A 25,105-nucleotide genomic window follows, 5' to 3' on the forward strand; every position below is an offset into this window, starting at 1 on the left:
GTCCGGACGGGGGATCCGGCCGAGCGGTGGCTCTCGGCCGGAGCTGCCGGTCGTCCGCTGACCACAAAGCCCTGGTCGTCCCTTGATCAGAGCCCCTCGACGTCCCCCCGGCCCGGCCCCGCGCCGTTCTCCTCCCCTCTCCTCCCCACCGCCTGATCGGGGGCATGCTCGCCCCCCTCCGGCCTGGGCTTGCCAGAACGGGGCGGGGATGGGGGAGGATGGCAGTGACCATACGAAGGGAATTCCACGGTGAGCATCGACCCGTCCTCGATTCCGAATTTCGGGGGCCAGCCCGAGCCCGAACCGCAGCCGTCGGGTCCTGAGGGGCCCGTCGTGCCCGACCAGGACCTGGTCAAGCAGCTCCTCGACCAGATGGAGCTGAAGTACGTAGTCGACGAGGAGGGTGACCTCGCCGCCCCGTGGGAGCAGTTCCGCACGTACTTCATGTTCCGTGGCGAGCAGGAGCAGCAGATCTTCTCCGTGCGCACGTTCTATGACCGTGCCCACGACATCGACGACAAGGTCAAGCTGCTGGAGGCGATCGACGACTGGAATCGCCGGACCCTGTGGCCCAAGGCATACACCCACACCCACGACGACGGCACCGTCCGACTGATCGGTGAGGCATCGATGCTGATCGGCACCGGCGTCTCGCTCGAACACTTCGTTTCGAGCACGGTCAGCTGGGTCCGCGCCTCGATCGAGTTCGACAAGTGGCTTGTCGAACAGCTCGGCCTGGAGGCCGAGATCGAGGGCGACTCGGACGACAAGCCGGGCGACGACGAGGGCTGAGCCCCGTCCGTCCGTAAGCCCTGCTGCGCGGGCCCCTGGAGCTTGGTTCCGGGGGCTCGCGTCTGTGTGCCGGAATACGTCTGTGCGCCGGAATATCTTCTACGTGCCGGAATTCCGTGCCGGAATTCGCTCACAGCAGCTGAAGGCGTCCGACGGCCTCCTGCAGCACCTTTTCCTGTTTGCAGAAAGCGAAGCGGACGAAGGGAGCGCCCTGGTCACGGTGGTCGTAGAAGACCGCGTTCGGGATGGCGACCACACCGGCGCGTTCCGGGAGGGTGCGGCAGAAGGCGAAGCCGTCGGTTTCGCCGAGGGGGCGGATATCGGTGGTGATGAAGTAGGTGCCGGTGGGGCGGTAGACCCGGAAACCCGCTTCGGTGAGGCCGGTTGCCAGGATGTCGCGTTTCGTGCGGAGGTCGTCCCGGAGGCCCGTGTAGTAGCTGTCCGGGAGGGCGAGCGCCTCGGCGAGGGCGTATTGGAACGGGCCGGCGGAGACATAGGTCAGGAATTGTTTCGCGGAGCGGACGGCGCTGACCAATGCGGGTGTGGCGGTGACCCAGCCGACCTTCCACCCGGTGAAGGAAAAGGTCTTGCCAGCCGAACTGACGGTGACGGTGCGGTCGCGCATTCCGGGGAAGGACGCGAGGGGGAGGTGAGCGCCCTCGAAGACGAGGTGTTCGTAGACCTCGTCGGTGATGACGAGGAGGTCGCGCTCCACCGCCAGCCCGGCGATGGCGGTGAGTTCGTCGCGGGTGAGGACGGTGCCGGTGGGGTTGTGCGGGGTGTTGAGGAGGATGAGGCGGGTGCGGTCGGTGACGGCGTCCCGGAGTTCGTCCAGGTCGAGGGCGTACGCGCCGGTCTCCGGGTGCGGACGCAGGGTCACCGGGACACGGGTGCCGCCCGCCATCGCGATGCACGCGGCGTACGAGTCGTAGTACGGCTCCAGCGCGATGACCTCGTCGCCCGGTTCGAGGAGGGCGAGCAGGGAGGCGGCGATCGCTTCCGTGGCGCCGGCGGTGACCAGGACCTCGGTGTCGGGGTCGTAGGCCAGGCCGAGGTGTCCGTAGAAGCGCTTCTGGTGCGCGGCGACGGCGATACGGAGTTCGGGGATGCCGGGGCCCGGCGGGTACTGGTTGCCGCGGCCGTCGCGGAGCGCGCGGACGGCCGCCTCGCGGATTTCCTCGGGGCCGTCGGTGTCCGGGAAGCCCTGGCCGAGGTTGATGGAGCCGGTCCGTACGGCGAGTGCCGACATCTCGGCGAAGATCGTCGTGCCGAACTCGGCGAGGCGGCGATTGAGCAGCGGTCGGTCCATGCGTGTCATCCTCCGCCGAACCTCAGGACTTCCTCAACTGTGCTTTGAGCTCTTTCCGGCCAGGGCATCAGCCCGCACGAAGGACAACCACGGTCGCGACGGCGGCCGGCGGCGCACGGCGCCGAAACGGCGCACGGGGCGCCGGACGAAGCGGATGCCTCGCTTCGGGGGAAGGAAGGTGTGTGAGGCAGATGGGGATTGTTGTTTTTCTCGTGATCTGTGTGGTGGTCATCGCTCTGGTGGCCGCGGCCTCGCGGAGCGGCACCGGCTCGGGACGCAAGGGCCGCGGCCGGTACGTGAACTCGGCCGGCTCGGCCGGCGGTAGCTGGTGGGTCGCCGGTGGCGACTCGGGGTCACACCACCACGGTGGCCACTCGTGCGGCGGTGGCTCGTCCTGCGGTGGCGGCTCCTCGTCCTGCGGCGGTGGCGGCGGTGGCGGCTGCGGTGGCGGCGGCGGTTGCTGAGCGGGCCACGGCGTCTTCTGCATAGCGGGCCACGGTGTCTTCTGCCGAGCGGGCCGCGGCGTCTTCGCGCGGTCGTCCGCGCGGCGTGGTGGACGGTCTGGTGAACGGCGTGAGCACGGCCGAGGGCGGTCGCGGACGGTCGTCGTGACGAGGGGTGCACGACCCCGTCCGACGACCACCCTCACGTCGTCCACAGGACCGCTGCGCTGGCCGTCCGCACGCCGTCCTCAAGACCGTTGGGCGAGCTCCTCACCATCGTCTGCGGGACCGTTGCGCGACCGTCCGGTAACCGCGCTCGGGACGGCTCTCGCGACCGCCCCCGCGACCGTTTTCGCCACCGCCCACCCGACCTTCCCGCACCTCTCGGCACCGCCGTGAAGTCCCTCCCGAACTGCACACATGCACGCGGCTCATGCCCCTTCGCATATGCTCCCGGCGGGCGTCGGAGGCAGCTCCGACGAGCTTTGTGTGATTGGCAGTTGAACAATTGAACTGTAGGGCCCTCTAGGGGATGGAAACCCGGCGAAGATGGGTAAAACCGCTGTGGGTGAAGCCCCTTTCATGATTCCCTCTTCCTTGAGAATCCCCCAGTTCTCGGACCCCACGTGGGCACGAGCCGGCAGGCAGTCATACATCCCTGATCCCTTTCGGGCGGGCCGGCCCACCATTCCACTGCGTGCTTGCGGAGCCGACCCATGCTCACCACCCTGAAAACGGCTTACACCGATACCCGTGCATCCGATCTGGCCTGGGCCCTGGGCAGGGAACCCCTGCCGGCGCTCGCCGTACTGGACCTCCAACTCGACGAGGCACAGGTGCAGTTGAGGCTCCTGGGGGCCTCGCATCAGGTCCTCCTTGAGGAGGAGCACGGCAGCTGTTCCGAGACGGTCGCCTGTATGCCGGGAAGCAGTACGCCGCTTCCGCTGGGTGTCGCGAAGCGGCTGGGTGACTGGGAGTACGAATTCGCCGCGCACGTCGAGACGTTGTCGCGCGGATCGTTCGCGGGGCGCGCGCAGGAGTTGCTCGCGCTGGTCGCCGAACATCCGCATGGCCTCGCCGGGACGTTCCCCGGCTCGCCGCACGCGTTCACCGCGATGTTGGCGCAGCGTCAACCAGGACAGGTGCACTGGCGGACCTGGCATGCGTACCCGCAGGAGGGCCGGCTCGTGGCCACCCGTACACGCGTCGGCGTACGGGCGGCGGTCGTCGCGGTCTAGTCGTGGTGGCCCGGGGGATGTCTCGGAGGGCGAGGCGGGTCCCCCTGCTCCTGAAGAGCTCGCGGGAGGATGGCTCGGGGGCGTGGGGCGGGTGTCCGCAGGGGGTGTGAGCGACGTGTCTATCTGCCATTCGGCCGCTGGGTGTAGACCGCAGAGTGCACTCGTGTGGGTGACAAAGGGGTGCGGAACCGTCACGTAGCGTTCATTTCATGATCGACCCGCCAGAGCCCGCTCTCACCGGCGCCCTCCGGCCGTCGGAGGCCATGCAGTCGGCGCGACTGCCCGTGCCGTCGGGGCTCGGCCGACTGCTCGTTCTCGCCGTGGTTTTCGTCTGCGCCGCCTGCGGTCTGGTCTATGAGCTCGAACTGGTCGCTCTGGCAACGTACTTGGTCGGCGACTCGGTCACCCAGGCGTCGGTTGTCCTCTCCGTCATGGTCTTCGCGATGGGCGTCGGCGCGCTGCTGGCGAAGCGACTGCGCTGCCGGGCGGCGGTCGGATTCGGTGCGGTCGAGGCGGCCCTCGCGCTCATCGGCGGCACCTCGGCGATGGCGCTCTACGCCTGCTTCGCCTGGTTCGGCGAGTCCCGCTCCGCGCTCGTCGGCTTCTCCCTGGCCATCGGCGTACTGGTCGGCGCCGAGGTGCCGCTGCTGATGACGCTGATCCAGCGGGTCCGCCGCCAGGACGCGGGCGGTGCGGTCGCCGATCTCTTCGCCGCGGACTACGTGGGCGCGCTCGTCGGCGGCCTGGCGTTCCCCTTCCTTCTGCTGCCCCGCCTGGGGCAGTTGACCGGGGCACTGGTCACCGGCGGGGTCAACGCGGTGGCCGGCGGCGCGCTCGTGCTGTGGCTGTTCCGCCACGATCTGACCGTCCGCGCGCGCTGGACGCTGCTCGCCGTCAACGCGCTGGTGCTCGCCGTGCTCGCCGCGGGCGTGTTGCTGGCCACGCCCTTCGAACAGGCCGCCCGGCGGGCGGTGTACGGCTCGGCGGCGCGGGTCGCGGTGCAGACCGACGTCCAGGAAGTGGTGATGACGGGCGGCGCGGGCCATGGAGCCGGTGCGGGACGGGGGAGGAAAGGTTCCGGCCGTCCGCTGGAGCTCTATCTGGACGGCCGGCTGCGGGTCAGCGCGGACAACGAGTACCGCTACCACGAAGCGCTGGTGCATCCGGCGATGTCGGGCGGCCCGCGCGGCCGGGTACTGGTCCTCGGCGGCGGGGACGGACTCGCCGTCCGCGAGATCCTCCGTTACCGCGCGGTCCGTTCGGTGACCCTGGTCGAACTCGATCCCGGTGTCGTGCGGTTGGCGCGAACGGACTCTGGACTGTCGGCCCTCAACCGGCATTCGCTGAGCGATCCGCGGGTGCGGGTGGTGACGGGGGACGCCTTCGACTGGCTGCGGCGGCAGGGCGCGTCCCCCGGGCGTCGGCGGCCGGTGCCGTACGACGTCATCGTCTCCGACCTCCCCGATCCCGGGATCACCGCCAGCACCAAGCTCTACTCCGAGGAGTTCTACGGCCTCGCGGTGCGCATGCTGGCCGACGACGGGCGGCTGGTGGTGCACGCGGGGCCGCCGCGGGTGCGGCCGCGGGCCTATTGGACGGTCGAGGCGACCCTGCGGTCGGTGGGCCTGTCGACAGCGCCCTACCGCATGCCCGGCCGGTACACGGACTTCGCCGGTGGCCCGGACCGCGAGCTCGGCCTCCCCGGGCCCGGCGGCCCGCCCGGCCTCGGCGACCTGATCGACCTGGATTCGCCCGCCGTCCCGCCGGGCCCGAGGACCGTGCCGACGGCCGACCGGACCCGGTACTGGGGCTTCGTACTCGCCGCGCGACGACCGCCCCGGCCGGCCTTGGCCCCCGACGCGCCACCGCTCGTCGCCGTCACCCGCGAGGCACTACGGGCCAGTGCCCGGGCATCGGCCCGCGCGCGGATCCCCGGTCTGCCGGCGTCGACGTTGATGCATCCGCGGTATCGGGAGTAGGGGGCGTCGGGTGGGCGGGAGGCCCATCCGACGAACTGCCCGGGGGCCGCACCGGGTGCCTGGAGGCTTCGGCTTCTGTCCGGAGGCTTCAACGAGCTCGGCTCCCGTGAGGCGTGACGGCCCCGAACCGCCCCGATTCACACACCACGGACCCTGCGAGGGGGTCCCCGCGGCGCCGGGAAACGAATTAGGCTCCCATGCCATGGAGCATGAGGTGTTCGTTCCGTTTCCCGTCGGGACCGTGCGGCAGGCGCTCACCGAGCCGGAGCGGGTGGCGCGCTGTGTGCCAGGCGTCCAGCTCGACGCCGACGCGACCCCGGACAACCCCGAAGGCCGACTGCGGCTGCGTATCGGCAGCTCCACCATCACCTATCGCGGCACGCTGACGGTGGGGGCCGCCGACGCGGGGGGCGCCGAAGAGGCCGGGGTGACCGTCGAGGCGCAGGGCACCGAGGCGCGCGGCGACGGATCCGTGGCGCTGACGCTGGCCGTCCGGCTGTCCCAGGCCGCCGAACCCGGTCCCGGTACGACGCTGACCTGCGTCGGCACGGTCCAGGGCGACGGCCGGCTCGCCCAGGTCACCGATCAATCCGCCGAAACCGCGGGCCGTCGCCTGCTGGATCGTTTCGCGGCGAACCTGGCCGTGGATCTGGAGCAGCGGCCGGTGGGCGACCAGACGTCGGGTTCGGAGCCGACATCGGGTCCGGAGTCGGAGGTGGGCTCGGAGCCGGAGGCTGGCTCCGAGCCGGAAGCGGGCTCGGGGGACGGGCCTGAGGTGTCCGCCGAGCCGTCCGGGCGTGGGGTGTTCGACACCGAGGTGCCGCCGCCATCGCTCGATCCGCGCAGTGACATGGACGAGACGGGTGAGGCGGATGACGCGGACGGCACGGACGCGGCGGCGGACGCGGCGGAGGCCATGGACGCGGGCGATCTGGCCGACTTGGGAGACGTAAGCGATGCGGACGCCGCGTACGACCACGCCTACGACGACGACATCGACGGCGCTGTGCCCGCCGAGGCCGCGCATGCCCGCCGCACCATGATCGGCCGCAGCGCGGAGGAGGTCGACCACGCACCGCCGCGCGGACGGTACGCGCCGGTGCCCCCGCCGGAGACGAGCGGCACGTCGGCAGCCCTCCGGTGGGCGGCGCCGGCGGCCGCGGTGGTGATCGCTTCCGCTGTGGTGGTGGGTCGCGTGCTGCGCCGCCGCCGATAGGCGCTGCGCTGTGCGGTGGCCGGCTTGGTTGCTCGCCGGTCGCCTGCGGCGGGCCTGCGTCCCACGTTGCCGGCTTTCCCGCCGTGAGGGGGTCGCCTGCGGCGGACGCCCACCGCAGGTGCAGCGGCGGGACAGCCAGATACGTCGGCTCAGGCACAGCGCAGCGGACGCCCACCGCAGGTGCAACGGCGGGACAGCCGGAACGTCGGCTCAGGCCCGCCGCAGGCGAACCCCCACGGCTGGACAGCCGACAACGTGGGGCCCAGGCAAAGCGCAGCGGACAGCAATAGGGTCACCCCGTGAGCATCGACAAAGACACCCAGCCCGCGCCGCAGGCGGCGGGCGTCTCGTTGGCTGCCGGGGACACCGAACTGACCGTTCATCCGGACAACGGCTGCCGCATCGGCAGCTTCCGGGTCGGGGGGATGGAGCTGCTGCGGCAGGGCGCGGCGTATGGCTGTTTCCCCATGGTCCCGTGGTGCGGCCGGATCGACCACGGACGGTTCCGCAGTGGCGGCGTGCTGCATCAGATGTCGGTCAACGACCCGCCGCACGCCCTCCACGGCACCGGCCGCGATCTTCGCTGGCGCACGGCGCGGGCGAGCGCGACACAGGCCGCGTTCACCTACGATCTCGCCGATACGGCGGCCCCCTGGCCGTATCCGGGGCTGGTCACCCAGCTCGTCGAACTCGCCGGGGACGGCCGTTCGCTCACCCTCACCCTGGGTGTCGAGGCGAGCGGCGACTCCTTCCCCGCGCAGGCCGGTTGGCATCCGTGGTTCGTACGGTATCTCGGCGCGGCCGATGGCGAGGGCGGCGGCAGCGGGGCCCAGGTGCAGCTCGACTTCACCGCGGAGTGGCAGGAGGAGCGGGGTGAGGACCACCTGCCGACCGGCCGGCGGATCGTGCCGAAGCCGGGTCCCTGGGACGACTGCTTCGGTATGCCGCGCGGTGTCGCGGTGACGGTCACCTGGCCGGGCCGACTGGAGCTGAAGATCACCAGCCGCGCGGAGTGGGTTGTCGTCTACGACGAGCAGGCGGAGGCGGTCTGCGTCGAACCGCAGTCGGGCCCGCCGAACGGTCTCAATACACTGCCGCGCCTGGTCACGCCCATCGATCCCCTGGAGATCTCCACGACGTGGAGCTGGCGGCCGCTGGCTTAAGCTCGTGCGCATGAGCGACGACGTACGTGGCGATCTGCTGCAGCAGATCAAGGACAAGGCCGTGGTGCACGGCAAGGTGATTCTTTCGTCCGGCAAGGAGGCCGATTACTACATCGACCTGCGCCGGATCACCCTGGACGGCGAGGCATCGCCGCTGGTCGGTCAGCTGATGCTGGATATCACCGCCGATCTGGACTACGACGCGGTCGGCGGGCTGACGCTCGGCGCCGACCCGGTCGCGACGTCGATGCTGCACGCCGCCGCCGCGCGGGGCCGGCGGCTGGACGCGTTTGTCGTCCGCAAGGCGCAGAAGACGCACGGTATGCAGCGCCGTATCGAGGGGCCGGACATCAAGGGCCGCCGGGTGCTGATCGTGGAGGACACCTCCACCACCGGCGGTTCCCCGCTGACCGCCGTCGAGGCGGCGCGCGAGGCAGGTGCCGAGGTCGTCGCGGTCGCCACGATCGTCGACCGCGGCGCCGCGTCGGCCATCGCCGAAGCGGGCGTGCCGTACATCACCGGTTTCCAGCTCGGTGACCTCGGTCTGGCCTGACCGCAGCCGGTTGTGATCGCGGCTTCGGGTGAGCGCGGCCCGGCTTGGCCGGTGCACGACGGAGCTGATCGCGCTGTGAGGGAAGCTGCCAAGTCGTGACGTCGTCCTCGCCGCTTTGCGCAGATCGAGCTGACCTGGGGCTTTCTCGAAGTGGGGTTGGTTTCACGTGAAACCAACCCCACTTCGCGCAGGGCCGGCGTGCGGGCGATGTGGAGCAATCCGGCAAGTCTGGGAAGATGGGCCCGGCGAAGTCGTCGCCCCCTGGTCAGGGCCAAGCACGCACACCCCGCACACACAAGGAGCGGACAGATGCCCATCGCAACTCCCGAGGTCTACAACGAGATGCTGGACCGGGCGAAGGCAGGCAAGTTCGCCTACCCGGCCATCAACGTGACTTCGACCCAGACCCTGCACGCCGCGCTGCGTGGCTTCGCGGAGGCCGAGAGCGACGGCATCATCCAGATCTCCACCGGTGGTGCGGAGTTCCTGGGCGGCCAGTACAACAAGGACATGGTCAGCGGTGCCGTGGCGCTGGCGGAGTTCGCGCACATCGTCGCCAAGAAGTACGACATCAACGTCGCGCTGCACACCGACCACTGCCCCAAGGACAAGCTGGACGGCTACGTCCGCCCGCTGCTGGACATCTCCGCCGAGCGCGTCGCCAAGGGCGAGAACCCGCTGTTCCAGTCGCACATGTGGGACGGCTCGGCCGAGAACCTTGCCGACAACCTGGCCATCGGCCAGGAGCTGCTCGCCAAGGCCGCCGCCGCCAAGATCATCCTTGAGGTCGAGATCACCCCGACCGGCGGCGAAGAGGACGGCGTCAGCCACGAGATCAACGACGAGCTCTACACCACGGTCGACGACGCGCTGCGTACCGCCGAGGCGCTGGGCCTGGGCGAGAAGGGGCGCTACCTGCTCGCCGCGTCCTTCGGCAACGTCCACGGCGTCTACAAGCCGGGCAATGTCGTGCTCCGCCCCGAGCTGCTGAAGGACCTCCAGGAGGGCGTCGGAGCCAAGCACGGCAAGGCCGCCCCGTTCGACTTCGTCTTCCACGGCGGCTCCGGCTCCACCGAGCAGGAGATCGCCACCGCGCTGGAGAACGGCGTGGTCAAGATGAACCTGGACACCGACACCCAGTACGCCTTCACCCGCCCGGTCGCGGACCACATGTTCCGTAACTACGACGGTGTCCTGAAGGTGGACGGCGAGGTCGGCAACAAGAAGACCTACGACCCGCGCAGCTGGGGCAAGCTGGCCGAGGCGGGCATGGCCAAGCGGGTCACGGAGGCTTGCGCGAACCTCCGCTCCACCGGGACCAAGCTCAAGTAGTCGCACGTTGTCGAATGGCCCGCCGTGAGGGGGCGCCTGCGGCGGGCCTGCGCCCCACGTTGTCGGCCTTCCCGCCTGGGGTTCGCCTGCGGCGGGCTTGCTCCGTTTCGGCTGTCCCGCCGTGTGGGTGTTTCGCCGTTGGTCCCCCACGCCCTGTAGGCAGTGGGGGAGCAACAGTGGGACGGACGAAGCGTCGGCCAGGCAAAGCGCAGCGTCGACCGGGCAGACTTAAAGCATGGCCATTCACGAAAACCTCCTAGGGGGCCCGCCCCCCACCCACCTGCCCGATGACCCGGAGCCCCGCGAGCTGCTTGCCGCGGGCACCGCGCCGGCCGATGTTGCCGCGAAGTACCCGACCTCCTCGCTGGCCTGGGCTCAGCTCGCGGATGACGCGTTCGAGGGCGGACGGATCGTCGAGTCGTACGCCTATGCCCGCACCGGCTACCACCGTGGCCTGGACTCGCTGCGCCGGGCCGGCTGGAAGGGCCACGGCCCCGTGCCGTTCGAGCACGAGCCCAACCGCGGCTTCCTGCGTGCCCTGCACGCCCTCGCCCGCGCCGCGCAGGCGATCGGTGAGCAGGACGAGTACGAGCGCTGCACGACGTTCCTGCGTGACTCCTCCCCGACGGCCGCCGACACGCTCGGCTGATTCGCCCGGTCACTCGATGCGGCCGGTCACTCGTAGTTCTGGTCACTCTTAGTATCCGCGGTCACCTTTAGTACCTGCGGTCATGTCTAGTCCCGCCCTTCCCTGCCGGTGAGTTCTCACCGGTGGGAGGGGCGGGGGAAGCCCCGCAGGGCCGGAGCGGGAGGGCACAGCCCGTCGCATCGAGCGCATCCGCCCCGCCGAAACTCCGTCCCCGTGATCGGGACCCATGATCGGGATCGGCTCTTGCGCGGTCCGTGTCCAGCACGGATGATTTTAGTGGGCCGGGTCATCCTGAGCCCGAGGGGACCGGGGCTCCCGAGCCGACAAGGAAGGAGCGGACCGCTACCCGGTAGTTCGCACCTGAGGAGTCCCTCATGTCGCAGCCTTCTCCCATTCCTCCGTCCGGCGACGCGTCCAGAGACGCGGCGGATCCGTCGTTCGCGCCCGATCTGAGTATCGGCAGCCGCACCACGACCCCGTACGAGGACTACGTCCAGGCGGATGTGCTCACCCACCTCCAGCACCCGCTCTCCGACGACCCCGGCGAGATGGTCTTCCTGGTCACGACCCAGGTCATGGAGCTGTGGTTCACGGTCATCGTCCACGAGTGGCAGACCGCCGCCGATGCGCTGCGCCGGGATGAGCTGACGGTGGCGATGGACGCGCTCAAGCGCTCCACGTACGAGCTGGAGGCGCTGAACGCCGCCTGGAAGCCGCTCGCCCGGCTGACCCCGGCGCAGTTCAACGCGTACCGCGGCGCGCTCGGCGAGGGCTCCGGATTCCAGTCGGCGATGTACCGGCGGCTGGAGTTCCTGCTGGGTGAGAAGTCCGCCTCGATGCTGGTGCCGCACCGCGGCGCATCGCGTGAGTACGCCGAGCTGGAGAAGGCCCTTCAGGAGCCGAGTCTGTGGGACGAGGTGCTGCGGCTGCTCGCGCGCCGCGGCTATTCGATTCCGGACGCCGTGCTCTGGCGGGATCCCACCGTCCGTCATGAAGCGGACCCGGCTGTCGAGGCCGTCTGGGCGGAGATCTTCGCCGGCCCGCAGGAGTCCGAACTGGTCCGGCTCGGCGAGGCGCTGACGGATGTCGCCGAGCTGGTCTGGCGCTGGCGCAACGACCATCTGGTGGCGACCCGGCGGGCGATGGGCGCGAAGCCGGGGACCGGCGGTTCCGCGGGGGTGGCCTGGCTGGAGAAGCGGGCCCGCAAGAACGTCTTTCCCGAGCTGTGGACGGCGCGCAGTCATGTCTGAGTCCCCCGGAACCCCTGAGCCGGCCGAGGCCCCGTCCCCCGACGTCGAGGCACAGGCCGCCCAACAGGTCGCGCACGCACGGCGGTTGGACACCGATGACCCGCTCGCCGCGCTGCGCGACCGCTTCACCCTCGACGACGTCACCTACCTCGACGGCAACTCGCTCGGCGCCCTGCCCCGTGCCGTGCCCGGCCGGATCGCCGATGTCATCGCCCGCGAATGGGGCGAGCTGCGCATCCGGTCCTGGACCGAATCCGGCTGGTGGACCGCGCCCGAGCGGATCGGCGACAAGATCGCGCCGCTGATCGGGGCGGCGCCCGGCCGGGTCGTGGTCGGCGACTCCACCAGCGTCAATGTCTTCAAGGCCGTGGTCGGCGGCATCCGGATGGCCGGGAAGGGCTGTACGGAGATCCTGGTCGATGCGACGACCTTCCCGACCGACGGCTATATCGCCCGGTCCGCGGCCCGGATGACCGGCCTCGCGGTGCGGCCTGTCGAGCCTGCGCGGATCTCCGACGAGGTCACCGAGCGGACCGCGCTCGCGCTGGTCAACCATGTCGACTACCGCACCGGAGCGCTCAACGATCTGCCCGGCATCACCCACGCCCTGCACTCCGCCGGCGCGCTTGCCGTCTGGGACCTGTGCCACAGCGCGGGCGCCCTGCCGGTGGGGCTGGACGCGCACCATGTCGACCTCGCCGTCGGCTGCACCTACAAGTACCTGAACGGCGGCCCGGGTTCGCCCGCGTATCTCTACATCCGCGAGAGCCTCCAGAACCGGTTCGAGTCACCGCTGCCCGGCTGGAACTCACACGCCGAACCGTTCGGCATGGACCCCAACTACACCCCCGCCGACGGCATCGTGCGCGGCCGGGTCGGTACCCCCGACATCCTGTCGCTGCTCGCACTGGAGGCGGCGCTGGACGTCTGGGAGGACGTCTCCATCGAGGACGTACGCACCAAGAGCCTCGCCCTGACCGACTTCTTCCTCGACTGTGTGGCCCTGTACGCGCCGCCCGGCCGGGTCCGTTCGGTCACGCCGTACGACCACAGGCGGCGCGGCAGCCAGGTGTCGTTGGAGTGCTCGCGGGCCGGCGGCGTGATGGACGGGCTGATCCGGCGCGGGGTGGTCGGCGACTTCCGGGAGCCGGATGTGCTGCGGTTCGGCTTCACCCCGCTCTACACCTCCTTCGTGGACGCGGAGCGGGCGGCACGGGTGCTCGGCGAGGTGCTGCGGGAGCTGCCCGAGGAGCAGCCGGAGCCGGCCGGGGACGGCGGGTGAGCGCATCGGACGAGGAGTCGGCGCTGCTGGGGCTCGCCCCGGTGGCGCCGGACCGGACGGTGGCGTACGGGCCGCATCCGGACCAGATCGTGGATCTGTACGAGCCGACGGGCGCGGGGCCCGGCAGCGGCGCGCGCCCGCTTGCCGTGCTGCTGCACGGAGGGTTCTGGCGCGCGGCCTACGACCGCCGTCATCTCTCGCCGTGCGCCGCCGAGCTGGCCCGGCACGGTCTGCCGGTAGCGCTGGCCGAGTACCGGCGGGTCGGCGCGGGCGGTGGCGCACCACGGACGTTCGAGGATGTGACGGCGGCCATCGAGGCGGCACGAGCAGAGTTTCACGTGAAACAGTTTCACGTGAAACATCGCCCAGTGACGGCACCTGCGGCCGGGGACGAGCGGGCGGCACCCGGCGGCCTCGTCCTCGTCGGGCACTCGGCGGGCGGCCATCTCGCGCTGCTCGCCGCTGCCCGCCCCGGCACCCCGGTGACGCGTGTCCTCGCCGTCTCACCGGTCGCCGACCTCGCCCGCGCCCACGAGCTGGAGCTGAGCGAGGGCGCGGTCGCCGAGCTGGTGGACGCCAGGGGCGGGGATGCTGTCGACGCCGGAGACGGGGACGCCGGCGACGACGGGGAAGGGGACGCTGTCGGCACCGGGGAGGCGGACGCGCCCGCCCTCGCCGCCAGGATCGCCGCGGCCGATCCGATGTGCCACCCCTTGCCCGCCGACCTCCCCGTCACCCTCCTGCACGGCACCGACGACGCCGACGTCCCCCTGGAGATCTCCCGTCGCTACGCCGCCGCCCACCCCAGCGCCACGACGCTCTTCGAGCTCCGCGGCGTCGGCCACTACGCCACCGTCACCCCGGGCACCCCGGCCTTCCGTACCCTCCTCGCGGCCCTGCTCGACGAGTGACCGGCGGATGACCTGACGGGATATTCGGCAGGGGACGCGGCCGCGCCCTGCCCGCGGCTGCCCGCTCCCTGCCCGCAGCCCTGTGACCTGTGCCGAAGCCTTCTCCGCCCCCGTAGTACTTGAGACGGACCCCCACGGATCCCCACTGGTGGGGACGCCTGCCACGCTCCCACTGCTTACCGTTGTCAGCGTGAACGAGAAGACCCCGCCGCGGAGCACCCTGCACTCAGAGGCCCGGATAGCCCATGGCGCGCTGCACCGGCTGCGCCAGGACCTGTTCGTCGACGCCTTCGCCTTCCGCCCGCTGCCGCCGTTGGACGACGCCAAGGTGGCCCGGTGGGTGCCGTTTCTGCCGGAGCGGGTCCGGCGCTGGGTGCGCTGGCTGCCGCATTCCGCTGTCGGCTTCTTCGCCGCGTGTGTCTTCCTGGCGACCTTCGCCTCGGCCTACGAGGGGGGCCCGGTGGCCGGCGTCATCTTCACGGGTTTCTCCCTGCTGGTCGCCGTACCGCCGGTGCTCACTCTCTTCCGCCCGGTGGGTGCCTTCTGGCTCTCACTGTTCGGGTCCGGGGTGGCGGCGAGCGGCACTGCCGTTTTCGGCGGGTACGCAGGCAGTGCCTGGATGGGTGTCGGCTTCATCGCCCACCTCGCCGTGATGACGCTGGTCGTGCTGCGTACCCGCCCGCGGCTGGCCGTGGAGATGTGGCTGGTCACCTTTGCTCTCGGGGCGGTGTGGTCGGTGTTCACCGGCATCGGTACGGGCGCACTGCCGCCGGTGGCGGTCTTCTCCGGGGTGGTGCTGATCTCCGCGGCCGCGATCCGCGCCTGGCGCGAGGAGCGCCGGCAGGTCGTCGAGACCCAGACCGTCACCGCCGAGGAACGCTCCCGGCGCACGCTGCTGGAGGAGCGCGCCACCATCGCCCGGGAGCTGCACGACGTCGTCGCGCACCATATGTCGGTGATCGCGATCCAGGCCGAGGCCGCCCCGTACCGTGTCGAGAACACCCCGCCCGAGCTGGCCACCTCGTTCGCCACGATTCGTGAGAACGCCGTCGCCGCGCTCACCGAACTGCGCCGCATCCTGGGCGTGGTCCGCTCCGAGGATCCGGACGCCTTCCGCGACCACGACCCGGAGGCACCGCAGCCGACCCTGGCCAGCCTCGATTCGCTGCTGGACAGCGTCCGGGGTGCGGGGCTGACCGTCGAGGCGGTGGTCACCGGCTCGCCCCGCCCGCTGCCGCAGGGCGTCGAGCTGTCCGCGTACCGGATCGTGCAGGAGGCGCTGAGCAATGTGCTGCGGCACGCGCCGGGCGCCGAGGCCCGGGTGGAGGTCTCGTATGTGCTGGGCGGGCTCGGTCTGCGGATCGTCAACGGCGCACCGAGCCGTCTCGCCAAGCCGTCCCCGGGTGCCGGCCATGGCGTCCTGGGCATGCGCGAGCGGGTTCAGATGCTGGGCGGTGAGATGACGGTCTACGACACCGAGGACGGCGGCTTCGAGGTCGCCGCGTTCATCCCGGTGGCGAACACCGCGGGGGAGACCATGGCCGGGGGGAGCGCCGCATGATCAGGGTACTGATCGTCGACGACCAGGTGATGGTCCGCGAGGGCTTCTCCGTGCTGCTCAACGCCATGCCGGACATCGAGGTCGTCGGCGAGGCCGTCGACGGCCGCCAGGCGGTGCAGAAGGTGGCCGTCCTCAAGCCCGATGTCGTACTGATGGACATCCGGATGCCCGAGATGAACGGGCTGGAGGCGACCCGTGAGATCGTCGCCGCCGACGCGGATGCCAAGGTCCTGGTGCTCACCACCTTCGACCTGGACGAATACGTCTACCAAGCGCTGCGGGCCGGGGCCAGCGGCTTTTTGCTCAAGGACGCCTCGGCCGGCCAGCTCGCCGACGGCGTACGCATCGTCGCGTCCGGTGAGGCGCTGCTGGCCCCGACCGTCACCAAGCGGCTGATCTCCGAGTTCTCCCGCCTCGGCACCCCCCGTGCTCCCGCTCAGGAACGCATCGGCGATCTGACGGAGCGGGAGACGGAGGTCCTGGTGCTGGTGGCCCAGGGGCTGTCGAACGGGGAGATCGCCGAGCATCTCGTCGTCGCCGAGTCGACGGTGAAGACGCACGTCAGCCGGATTCTGGTGAAGCTGGGGCTGCGGGACCGCACCCAGGCGGCGGTGTTCGCGTACGAGGCGCGGCTGGTGACGCCGGGGGCTGACCGGGGCCGGTGACGCGGGACGTTGGCCGGGCCGGTGGCCGGGTGGCTGACCGGGGCGTTGTCCGGGGCGTTGTCCGGGGGCTGTCCCGGGTGGTTGACCCGGGAGCGGGGTTACTCCGCGGGGATCTCCCTTACCAGGCGGGAGCTCCAGGGGCACCAGATCAGGCCGGGCAGGAACGCGCCGCCGGCCTCGCGGAGATGGTCTTCGACGTAGGGGATCGTCGCGTCACACACTTCGATGGCGTAGTCGAAGAAATCGATCGTGTCCGGTTTGATGTGATAGCTCCAGCGCGGGTTGTACGCAACGCGGCGCTTGTCGATCCGTCCGACGACGTGGGGCTCGCTGTCGGACGTTCCGTTCACGAGGTCTCGGGCGTGCCGGATCTTGGCCGGGTCGGTGAGCGCGATGACGAACCTCTGGCCGGTGACGTCGGTCATCTCGAAGTAGGCCGTGGGGGCCTTGCCGCGGTGTGCGGTGTGCTGCGTCGGTACTCCTTGGGCGTTCTCCGCCGCCGCGAGGGCGAGCGCCATAGTCGCTGCGAGCACGCCGATCTTGATGGTCAAACGTCGCATGAGCACTCCGGTGCGGATCGGGTCGTGTTCACGACCGTTCACCACGCAAGGTAATGACGTGCTCACGTAAGCCTCTATGGTTACCAGTGGTTATCGCGGCATGAGGTGAAATGGCGGAGAGTGGCTGGCGCCGGGGCGGCCGTCGTGCTGTTGTCCACAGCCTGTGGATGGTGCGGCGAGGGGGGACGGGAGTGCCCGGAGGGGTGCGCCGATGGTGCGGCGAGGGGGTGCCGGAGCGCCGGAGGGGTGCGCCGCTCGATACCCGGGAGTGCGCCGCCGGAGTCCGCTACAGCTCCGGCGGCGCACGGGTGAGGGGCGGCTCGCCCGTGCGCGGCACCGACCCGTCGCGGGCCCCGCCCGGGTGCGTCCCGCCCCCTTCGCGGGGCAGCCCCGGGGCGTCAGCCGATGTCGCGGCGGCGGAAGCCGACGAGACCGGCGGCCAGGAGGACGGCCGCGAGGGCGAGCAGCCAGACGAACGGGGTGGCGGTGACCTCCGCGCCGGGGAGCTTGGGAAGGTGTCCGTAGGGCGAGAGGTCCATGGCCCAGTCCGGCAGCTTGAGGGCCGGGCCGACCCAGCCGATGACCAGGCAGCCGCCGATCACCGCCCAGGCGGCGGCCGAGGCCTTGGGCACCACTCCGAAGAGGAGCACCGCCAGGGAGGTGAGGACCCAGACCGCTGGTATCTGGGCGAGCGCGGCACCCAGGACCGGCCCGATCTGTCCGCCGACGTCCTCCACGGCGAGGCCGTAACTGATGCCCAGCGCCAGCCCGCCCACGGCCAGCACCACGACCGAACCGAGATAGGCGATCACCAGATGGCTGGCCGCCCAGCGCAGCCGCCGGACCGCGCCCGCGAGGACCGGTTCGGCGAGGTCGCCGGTCTCCTCGCCGCGCAGGCGCAGCACGGAGCCCGCCCCGTAGAGCGCGGCGACCATCCCGAGCATGCCGACGATGGCGGCCAGGAAGGCGTCGGCCAGGACCTGCTGGCCGCCCATCCGCTCGACGATCGCGCGGGTCTGTGCGTTGTCGCCGACCACATCGGCCACGCCCTCCGCGACACCGCCGAAGACGGCGCCGGCGAAGGCGAAGCCGAGCGCCCAGCCCAGCAGGGTGGTGCGCTGCAGACGCCAGGCGAGGCCGAAGACGCCGCTGAGGGAGGCGGCCGCCCGCGCCGGGCCGGGGCGGGCGGGCAGGAAGCTCATGCCCAGGTCGCGGCGGGCGGTGAGGGTGTACGCCACGCAGACGGCGGAGGCGATGGCGGCCAGGAAGAGGAGCAGCACCCACCAGCGCTCGTCGGCGAAGGCCCGCAGATTCTCCGCCCAGCCGACCGGCGAGACCCATGTCAGCGGGGAGGAGGCTCCCCCGGACTCCGTCCGGGGGGACCCCCCTTGGGACGCCGCGTCGCCCGCCGCGCGGAGCACGAAGGCGAGGCCGAGGGCGGCCCCGGTCAGGCCCTTGGCCAGCCGCGCGCTCTCGGTGAGCTGCGCGGCGATCGCGGCCAGGGCGGCGAAGAGCATGCCGGTGCCGCCGATGGCGAGGCCCAGGGCGAGCGAACCGCCCGCCGGCCGGCCGGTGTTGGCCAGGCCGGCGGTGATGATCAGGGTGAGCGCCCCGTTGGCGACGAGCGCGGCCAGCAGGGCGGCGGTCAGCGGGGCACGGCGGCCCACCATCGCGGCGGAGAGCAGCTCCTGACGGCCGGTCTCTTCTTCCTCGCGGGTGTGCCGTACGACGATGAGCAGGCTCATCACGGCGGCGAGGACGGCCGCCATACCGCCGATGCGCCAGGCGACCAGGCCGCCGATGGAGTCGCTGAAGACCGGCCCGTACATCGCGCGCAGCGAGCCGTTGGCGTTCATGGAGGCGGCGACCTCGGCCCGCTGGGCGGGGGTGTCGTACAGCGTCTCCAGGGTCGAGCCCATGCTGACGACGGTGAGGCCCAGCAGCACCACCCACATCGGGATCATGATCCGGTCGCGGCGCAGCGCCAGGCGCAACAGGGCGCCGGTGCCGGCCAGATCGCGGGATCCGCCCCCGCGGGCGACCTTGGCGGCGGTCACGGCGGTCATCGTGCCTTCGCCCCTTCGGCGCGGGCGCCGGCGCCGACGTCGTCCTGGTAGTGACGGAGGAACAGTTCCTCCAGGGTGGGCGGGGTGCTGGTGAGGCTGCGGACGCCGGACTTGCTGAGCGAGCGCAGTACGGCGTCGAGCTTGTCGGTGTCGACCTGGAGCTTGACGCGGTGGCCCTTGACGTCCAGGTCGTGGACACCGGGAAGGTGCGTCAGGCCGTTGGGCGGGCCCGCGAGTTCGGCGGTCACGAAGGTACGGGTGAGGTGCCGCAGTTCGCCGAGCGAGCCGGATTCGACGGTCTGCCCCTTGCGGATGATGCTGACCCGGTCGCAGAGCGCCTCGACCTCGGACAGGATGTGGCTGGAGAGCAGGACCGTACGGCCGCGGTCGCGCTCCTGCTCCACACAGTCGCGGAAGACCCCTTCCATGAGCGGGTCGAGTCCCGAGGTCGGCTCGTCCAGGATCAGCAGATCGACCTTGGAGGCGAAGGCGGCGACCAGCGCGACCTTCTGGCGGTTGCCCTTGGAGTACGTGCGCCCCTTCTTCGTGGGATCGAGCTCGAACCGCTCCAGGAGCTCGGCCCGGCGCCGCGGGTCCAGCCCTCCGCGCAGCCGCCCGTAGAGATCGATGACCTCCCCGCCGGAGAGATTGCGCCACAGGGTGACGTCACCGGGGACGTAGGCGACGCTGCGGTGCAGCTCGACCGCGTCGCGCCAGGGGTCCTTGCCCAGGAGCTGTGCGGCGCCGCGGTCGGCGCGCAGCAGGCCCAGCAGGACGCGGATCGTTGTGGACTTTCCCGAGCCGTTGGGACCCAGAAAGCCGTGGACCTCGCCGGCCTCGACGCCGAGGTCGAGGCCGGCCAACGCGTGCGTCGGGCCGAAGGACTTGTGCAGGCCGGCCACCGAGACTGCCTTCGTCATGATTTCGAAGGTACGTTAGATTCACAAAATTGTGAAGCTAAGAAACCATATAAACTTTTCTTGGGGCTCTGATCAGGGGAGATGATGCGCAGATGGACGCGGAGAAGGCCGAGAGGGCCGAGCAGGCCGAGCTGAGTGAGCTGAGTGAGCGGTCGCGGCAGGGCGGTGGCCGACAGAGCGACCAGCAGAGCGGGGGGCGGGGGGCGGACGACCGCCGCGACGAGGCGGTCATGACCTTCGTCGAGCGGTTCGCCGCGCAGCTCGTCGACGCCGGGATGACGCGGATGCCCTCCCGCGTCTTCGCCTGCCTGCTGGCCACCGACGACGGCGTGCTGACGTCCGCCGAGCTCGGCGAGCGCCTCCAGGTCAGCCCCGCCGCGGTCTCCGGTGCCGTTCGCTATCTCGCCCAGGTCGGCATGCTCAGCCGCGAACGCGAGCCCGGCTCCCGCCGCGAGCGGTATCGCGTACACAGCGACCAGTGGTACGAGGCCCTGACCCGCCGGGACAGCATCCTGTCCCGCTGGGAGGGCACACTGCGCGAGGGCGTCGAGAGCCTCGGCGAGGACTCCGACGCGGGCCGGCGGATCAGCGAGACCCTGGCCTTCATGGCGTTCATGCAGAAGGAGCTCTCCGGGATGATGGAGCGCTGGCGCGATCACCTGGAGGGGCTGCGGGCGGAGGAGAGCGGGACTTCGCAGCGCTGAGTGCTGTGTTTCTCCCCGGCGTTTTTCCCCGCCGTTTTCCCCCGCCGCCCACCCCCCTTCGGGGGGTTGGGCGGGTGTAGATGGGTCACTTTCGCGGCAACGTCAGCCGCCACGCCCCCGGCTGGACCGTCCACGTACGGGTGCGCACCGGTCCGCCCACCACCGTGTCCGCCCGGTAGTGGAAGTCGGGTCCGGACACCGTCACCGCCCGCGCCCGGGTCCGTACCGGCCGCTCGGAACCCGGCCAGTGCACCACGACCTCGGCCAGCCCGTCGGCACCGGAACCCCCGGCCGCCGCGTCCGCCGCCCGCACCCCGTCAGCCCCGCCCGAACCGTCCGAACCAACCGAACCGTCAGAGCCGTCCGAACCGTCAGCCCGGGCCACCCCGACCGCCCTGTTCGCCCCACCCGGCATCACGGAAACCCCCCGCACCGGCCGGTCCAGATCGGCCAGCAGCACCCCGTCCGCCTCGACCCGCAGCCGCAGCCGCTGGGCCGGCACCCGTCCGCGCCGCCCGCCGGCCGGCGACGACAGCAGCGCCAGCGCACTCCGCGCGGTCCGCGCCGCCGGCGCCCACCACGGCCGCCGCCCGGCCAGGACCTCATCGCCGCCCGCACCCGCCAGACCGCTCCCGGAGCCCCCGGAGCGCGCCGCGCCCCCGTTCTCCGCCGAGCCGAGAGAGTGCGCCGAGCCGGCCAGGCAAGCACCGGGCCCCGCCCCCAGCAGATGCCCGTTCGGCTGCCCATACGGAGCCGGAGCCCCGTCCCGCTCCCCGCCCCCGCAAGGAATCCGCAGCCCGCCCAGCACGATCCCGTCACTGTCGTCCGTGAGCAGATCCATCGGCCGCTCCCCGCCGTCCAGGACGGTCCGCGCGGCCGCCACCGTGTCCGTCGGGACGCCCAGCGCACCGCTCAGCGCCAGCGCGCCCGGAGCCCCCACCGGCACCACCGACAGCGCCACCCGCCCCAGCTCCCGCTCCTTGTGGAGCAGGCCCACGGCCCGTAGCAGCGCACGGTCATCGCCGATCACCACCGGGCGCCGTTGACCGCGCCGGGCGAGCGCCCGCGCGAATTCCTCCGGCCCCTCGGGAAGGCAGATTTTCGCTCCCGCGCCCGCACACAGGACATCCTTCGCGATCCGTACGGACTCACCGTCCGTACTACGGGCGGCCGGGTCGATGACTACGAGCAAGGGGTACCCCCGAACGGACTCCGCGGGAGAGTGCCCAGAAGGCTGCGCCGACACCTCGGTCCTTCCTCAGGTAGCATCTCGGTGCAAGAGCCCCTTGCGCTATTGCGCCAGGGGCTTCGTCTATTCCGGGGCACCGGTCCGACGGCTCCAGCGTCGACGTCCGCGTGAACACGCACGCCGACGCCATCCACGCACGTTGGACATGCCCCGCCCGGAAGGGGTGTACGCCTGTGCCCGCACTTGTGCTGCTCGGTGCTCAGTGGGGTGATGAAGGCAAGGGAAAGGCCACCGATCTGCTCGGTGGATCCGTTGATTACGTGGTGCGCTACCAGGGCGGCAACAACGCCGGCCACACGGTCGTCGTCGGCGACCAGAAGTACGCGCTGCACCTTCTCCCTTCCGGAATCCTCTCCCCGGGGTGCACCCCGGTCATCGGCAACGGCGTCGTCGTCGACCCTTCGGTCCTGCTCTCCGAGCTGAGCGGACTCAACGAGCGAGGTGTCGATACGTCCAAGCTGTTGATCAGCGGTAACGCGCATCTGATCACGCCGTACAACATCACCGTCGACAAGGTGACGGAGCGCTTCCTCGGCAAGCGGAAGATCGGTACGACCGGCCGCGGCATCGGCCCGACCTACGCCGACAAGATCAACCGCACCGGCATCCGCGTCCAGGACCTCTACGACGAGTCGATCCTGGCGCAGAAGGTCGAGGCGGCCCTCGACGTCAAGAACCAGCTGCTCACCAAGCTCTACAACCGGCGCGCCATCGACGCGGCCAAGGTCGTCGACGAGCTGCTGGGCTACGCCGACCAGATCAAGGGCTACGTGGCCGACACGACCCTGATCCTCAACGACGCCCTCGACCAGGACAAGGTCGTCCTCTTCGAAGGCGGGCAGGGCACGCTGCTCGACATCGATCACGGCACGTACCCCTTCGTCACGTCCTCGAACCCGACCGCCGGCGGCGCCTGCACCGGTGCGGGCGTCGGCCCGACGAAGATCAACCGGGTCATCGGCATCCTCAAGGCGTACACGACGCGGGTCGGCGCCGGTCCGTTCCCGACCGAGCTGTTCGACGAGGACGGTGAGGCGCTGCGCACCATCGGCGGCGAGCGCGGTGTCACCACCGGCCGTGACCGCCGCTGCGGCTGGTTCGACGCCGTTATCGCACGCTACGCGACCCGAGTCAACGGTCTGACGGACTTCTTCCTGACCAAGCTCGACGTCCTCACGGGCTGGGAGCAGATCCCGGTCTGTGTCGCGTACGAGATCGACGGCAAGCGGTTCGAGGAACTGCCCTACAGCCAGAGCGACTTCCACCACGCGAAGCCGGTCTACGAGAACCTGCCGGGCTGGTCCGAGGACATCACCAAGGCGAAGTCCTTCTCCGACCTGCCGAAGAACGCGCAGGCGTATGTGAAGGCGCTGGAGGAGATGTCGGGCGCGCCGATCTCCGCGATCGGGGTCGGGCCCGGCCGGGACGAGACGATCGAGGTCAACTCGTTCCTGTCGTAATCGCGTAGTTCGCGTACGTATGTGCCGTGGTCGGCTGGCGTCGTTGTCAGTCGGCCACGGCACAATTGCATCCGGATGCGTGGAGTGGCGGAGGGGGGAGCGAATGCCGGTACGGAAGCCTCCGACGGAGCGGCAGCGGCGGTTGGGTGCGGAGCTGCGCAAGATGCGCGAGCGGGCGGGGTTGACGATCAACGCGGCTGCCGCGATGCACCATACGGACCGGACCACCGTTACCAACACCGAAGTCGGCCGCATCGGAGTGAGCGCGGACCGGGTACGTATCTGGGCCGCTAACTACTGTTGTCCCGAACGTGATTACGCAGACGCGTTAGTCGCGATGGCTAGGGAGCGGCGCATCGCCGAACCGGGCTGGTGGGACGAGTACCGGGGCATGGTTGTTGCGAGGCTTCTGGATCTCGCGGAGATGGAACACCATGCCGTGGCGCTCCGGACGGTGCAGATCGTGTACATGCCGGGGCTCCTACAGTGCGAGGACTACGCGCGCGCCGTGATCGAAGAAGCGATGCCGCCACCGACGCCCGAGGCTCTTGAGCGCATGCTCTCCTTCCGGATGCGGCGTAGCGACGTATTGGACGGGCCACGACCACCGAAGGGCACCTTCATCGTCCATGAGGCCGCCCTGCGCATGCGGTTCGGCACCAGGGAAGTGAGCAAGGCCCAACTTGCTCATCTGCTGAAGCAGTCCGAGCGGGAGAACGTGATGATCCGCGTCGTGCCGTTCGCAGCTGGCGGGTTCCCTCAGGCGGGAAGCTCGACTCTCTACGCTCACGGGCCGGTCCCGCAGCTGGACACGGTGCAGATTGAAACCGCAATGGGTGCGGAGTTCCTCGACGCAGAAAACCATCTCGCAAACTATCGCGCGGTGCTGGATCGTACGGAGCAGCGTGCCCTCAGTCCGGCTCGCTCGCAGGACTTCATTCGTGAAGTGGCTCGGCAACTATGAAGGCGTGAGAAGAGTGGAAATACGCTGGCGCAAGTCCTCGTTCTCCGGACACCCCGAAGCAGACTGCCTCGAACTCGCCTCTTACGAAGGCGACATTCTCGTGCGGGAGAGCGACGACCCCGGCGTGATCGTCACGACCACGCCAGAGCAGTTGCGGGCATTCCTGGCATATGCCGACTGTCTCAACATGTTGAAACGGCGCGGCTGCTGACGCTAGCGTGAACGCAAGGCGCCCCGGCGGTGTGCCAGCACCCCGGGGCTTGGCCAACGCTGAATAGGAGCGCCAGCATGCGCCAGCGTATCCGCTGTGCCCTTTTCCGAACACTCACCCACCTGCTCACGCTCTTAATTCCCGCCACTGGGCGGAGGCGTAAGGGCGTGCCCGTGGCGGCTGCCGCAACGCCCGTGCCGCCGCCCCGCCGCCGCAAGTGGGAACCACTGCTCGACGGCGGGCCGCTGTTCGTCGACGGGCAGCCCCTCGTCCGCCCCTACCTCCTCGCCTACGAGCGGGAGGTGGCGGCATGAACGGCGGCATGAGCAACAACTGCGACCCGCGCGGGCTGCGCATCAGCCGCGTCCCCGGCAAGCCCGTCCGGCGCGACGAATACGGCGACTACGAAATCCCTCTCTGGCTACGCCACGACGGCAAGTTCGACGGCGACATCACACTTCTACTCACACCGGCGGAGACCGAGCAGTTGCACGCCCAGCTCTGCTTCGCGCTGGACGGCGAGCCGGTGACGACATACGCCGACGTCACTCCGGACTGCCGCAAGGACCCCCGCGGCTTCGCCGCTCGCGTGCGGTGGCCGTAGCCGCGCCGGGGAGGCGGGGCCGCG

The 25,105-nt window shown here is 70.6% G+C and carries 24 protein-coding genes; 19 read left to right on the plus strand and 5 right to left on the minus strand.

All coding sequences use genetic code 11. The features are described from left to right. Positions 1-249: 249 nt before the first annotated feature. Positions 250-792: a type III secretion system chaperone family protein gene (locus tag K9S39_RS23745; RefSeq protein WP_248865359.1), complete on the plus strand. Its 543-nt coding sequence runs from the start codon at positions 250-252 to the stop codon at positions 790-792. Positions 793-922: 130 nt separating this feature from the next. Here the strand turns inward: K9S39_RS23745 and K9S39_RS23750 are convergent, their stop codons facing one another. Continuing rightward, a complete protein-coding gene (locus K9S39_RS23750) occupies positions 923-2,101 on the minus strand; it encodes a pyridoxal phosphate-dependent aminotransferase (protein ID WP_248865360.1) in 1,179 nt (392 codons plus the stop codon). 1,159 nt (positions 2,102-3,260) lie between these two features. On the opposite strand from K9S39_RS23750, the gene K9S39_RS23755 reads away from it, so the two are divergent. The 12 genes from K9S39_RS23755 (at position 3,261) to K9S39_RS23810 (ending at position 16,343) form a co-directional block, all read left to right on the plus strand. Then, entirely contained in the window at positions 3,261-3,782 is a 522-nt protein-coding gene (locus K9S39_RS23755; protein WP_248865361.1) for a DUF2617 family protein, read from the plus strand. A 209-nt stretch (positions 3,783-3,991) separates the two neighbouring features. Further along, positions 3,992-5,761, plus strand: a complete 1,770-nt coding sequence (locus K9S39_RS23760) for a polyamine aminopropyltransferase (RefSeq protein ID WP_248865362.1) — start codon at positions 3,992-3,994, stop codon at positions 5,759-5,761. A gap of 202 nt (positions 5,762-5,963) precedes the next feature. Continuing rightward, the gene (locus tag K9S39_RS23765; RefSeq protein ID WP_248865363.1) at positions 5,964-6,977 is read left to right on the plus strand and encodes an SRPBCC domain-containing protein; all 1,014 of its coding nucleotides are present in this window, start codon (positions 5,964-5,966) and stop codon (positions 6,975-6,977) included. 299 nt (positions 6,978-7,276) lie between these two features. Beyond that, positions 7,277-8,140: an aldose epimerase family protein gene (locus tag K9S39_RS23770; protein WP_248865364.1), complete on the plus strand. Its 864-nt coding sequence runs from the start codon at positions 7,277-7,279 to the stop codon at positions 8,138-8,140. 10 nt (positions 8,141-8,150) lie between these two features. Next, positions 8,151-8,693, plus strand: coding sequence for an orotate phosphoribosyltransferase (gene pyrE, locus K9S39_RS23775; RefSeq protein ID WP_248865365.1), 543 nt, complete (start codon positions 8,151-8,153; stop codon positions 8,691-8,693). 309 nt (positions 8,694-9,002) lie between these two features. After that, a complete protein-coding gene (fbaA, locus tag K9S39_RS23780; protein WP_248865366.1) occupies positions 9,003-10,025 on the plus strand; it encodes a class II fructose-bisphosphate aldolase in 1,023 nt (340 codons plus the stop codon). A gap of 235 nt (positions 10,026-10,260) precedes the next feature. Beyond that, positions 10,261-10,674, plus strand: a complete 414-nt coding sequence (locus tag K9S39_RS23785) for a DUF3151 domain-containing protein (RefSeq protein ID WP_248865367.1) — start codon at positions 10,261-10,263, stop codon at positions 10,672-10,674. A gap of 374 nt (positions 10,675-11,048) precedes the next feature. Next, the gene (locus tag K9S39_RS23790) at positions 11,049-11,924 is read left to right on the plus strand and encodes a tryptophan 2,3-dioxygenase family protein (protein ID WP_248865368.1); all 876 of its coding nucleotides are present in this window, start codon (positions 11,049-11,051) and stop codon (positions 11,922-11,924) included. Then, positions 11,917-13,206 (plus strand): kynureninase, encoded by a 1,290-nt coding sequence (gene kynU, locus K9S39_RS23795; RefSeq protein ID WP_248865369.1) that lies wholly within the window; start codon positions 11,917-11,919, stop codon positions 13,204-13,206. Before K9S39_RS23790 ends, kynU begins: the two co-directional genes overlap by 8 nt. Further along, positions 13,203-14,117, plus strand: coding sequence for an alpha/beta hydrolase (locus tag K9S39_RS23800; protein ID WP_248865370.1), 915 nt, complete (start codon positions 13,203-13,205; stop codon positions 14,115-14,117). The genes kynU and K9S39_RS23800 overlap by 4 nt, the downstream gene beginning before the upstream one ends. A gap of 190 nt (positions 14,118-14,307) precedes the next feature. After that, on the plus strand, positions 14,308-15,678 hold the full coding sequence (locus tag K9S39_RS23805) for a sensor histidine kinase (protein WP_248865371.1): 1,371 nt from the start codon (positions 14,308-14,310) through the stop codon (positions 15,676-15,678). Continuing rightward, positions 15,675-16,343: a response regulator gene (locus K9S39_RS23810; RefSeq protein WP_248865372.1), complete on the plus strand. Its 669-nt coding sequence runs from the start codon at positions 15,675-15,677 to the stop codon at positions 16,341-16,343. The genes K9S39_RS23805 and K9S39_RS23810 overlap by 4 nt, the downstream gene beginning before the upstream one ends. Before the next feature lie 98 nt (positions 16,344-16,441). Here K9S39_RS23810 and K9S39_RS23815 read toward each other — a convergent pair whose 3' ends face one another. The 3 genes from K9S39_RS23815 to K9S39_RS23825 all read right to left on the minus strand — a co-directional run bounded on the left by K9S39_RS23815 (position 16,442) and on the right by K9S39_RS23825 (position 19,889). After that, positions 16,442-16,903 carry a BP74-related protein gene (locus tag K9S39_RS23815; protein WP_248865373.1) on the minus strand — a complete coding sequence of 154 codons (462 nt, stop codon included), beginning with the start codon at positions 16,901-16,903 and terminating at the stop codon, positions 16,442-16,444. Between the two features lie 398 nt (positions 16,904-17,301). Then, positions 17,302-18,969 (minus strand): ABC transporter permease, encoded by a 1,668-nt coding sequence (locus tag K9S39_RS23820; protein ID WP_248865374.1) that lies wholly within the window; start codon positions 18,967-18,969, stop codon positions 17,302-17,304. Then, positions 18,966-19,889 (minus strand): ABC transporter ATP-binding protein, encoded by a 924-nt coding sequence (locus K9S39_RS23825; RefSeq protein WP_248865375.1) that lies wholly within the window; start codon positions 19,887-19,889, stop codon positions 18,966-18,968. The genes K9S39_RS23820 and K9S39_RS23825 overlap by 4 nt, the downstream gene beginning before the upstream one ends. A gap of 230 nt (positions 19,890-20,119) precedes the next feature. On the opposite strand from K9S39_RS23825, the gene K9S39_RS23830 reads away from it, so the two are divergent. Beyond that, positions 20,120-20,593 (plus strand): GbsR/MarR family transcriptional regulator, encoded by a 474-nt coding sequence (locus K9S39_RS23830; protein ID WP_248868930.1) that lies wholly within the window; start codon positions 20,120-20,122, stop codon positions 20,591-20,593. A gap of 85 nt (positions 20,594-20,678) precedes the next feature. On the opposite strand, the gene K9S39_RS23835 is transcribed toward K9S39_RS23830, so the two are convergent. Continuing rightward, positions 20,679-21,785, minus strand: a complete 1,107-nt coding sequence (locus K9S39_RS23835; RefSeq protein WP_248865376.1) for a diacylglycerol kinase catalytic domain-containing protein — start codon at positions 21,783-21,785, stop codon at positions 20,679-20,681. A gap of 230 nt (positions 21,786-22,015) precedes the next feature. Between K9S39_RS23835 and K9S39_RS23840 the strand changes: the two genes are divergently transcribed. The 5 genes from K9S39_RS23840 to K9S39_RS23860 all read left to right on the plus strand — a co-directional run bounded on the left by K9S39_RS23840 (position 22,016) and on the right by K9S39_RS23860 (position 25,081). Next, positions 22,016-23,302, plus strand: coding sequence for an adenylosuccinate synthase (locus tag K9S39_RS23840; protein WP_248865377.1), 1,287 nt, complete (start codon positions 22,016-22,018; stop codon positions 23,300-23,302). Positions 23,303-23,405: 103 nt separating this feature from the next. Further along, a complete protein-coding gene (locus K9S39_RS23845) occupies positions 23,406-24,266 on the plus strand; it encodes a helix-turn-helix domain-containing protein (RefSeq protein WP_248865378.1) in 861 nt (286 codons plus the stop codon). Continuing rightward, positions 24,244-24,477 (plus strand): DUF397 domain-containing protein, encoded by a 234-nt coding sequence (locus tag K9S39_RS23850; RefSeq protein WP_248865379.1) that lies wholly within the window; start codon positions 24,244-24,246, stop codon positions 24,475-24,477. Before K9S39_RS23845 ends, K9S39_RS23850 begins: the two co-directional genes overlap by 23 nt. 173 nt (positions 24,478-24,650) lie before the next feature. Continuing rightward, positions 24,651-24,791, plus strand: coding sequence for a hypothetical protein (locus K9S39_RS23855; protein ID WP_248865380.1), 141 nt, complete (start codon positions 24,651-24,653; stop codon positions 24,789-24,791). Beyond that, positions 24,788-25,081: a hypothetical protein gene (locus K9S39_RS23860; RefSeq protein WP_248865381.1), complete on the plus strand. Its 294-nt coding sequence runs from the start codon at positions 24,788-24,790 to the stop codon at positions 25,079-25,081. The genes K9S39_RS23855 and K9S39_RS23860 overlap by 4 nt, the downstream gene beginning before the upstream one ends. Positions 25,082-25,105 lie beyond the last annotated feature (24 nt).

It is taken from the genome of Streptomyces halobius, assembly GCF_023277745.1.
Lineage (GTDB): Bacteria > Actinomycetota > Actinomycetes > Streptomycetales > Streptomycetaceae > Streptomyces > Streptomyces halobius.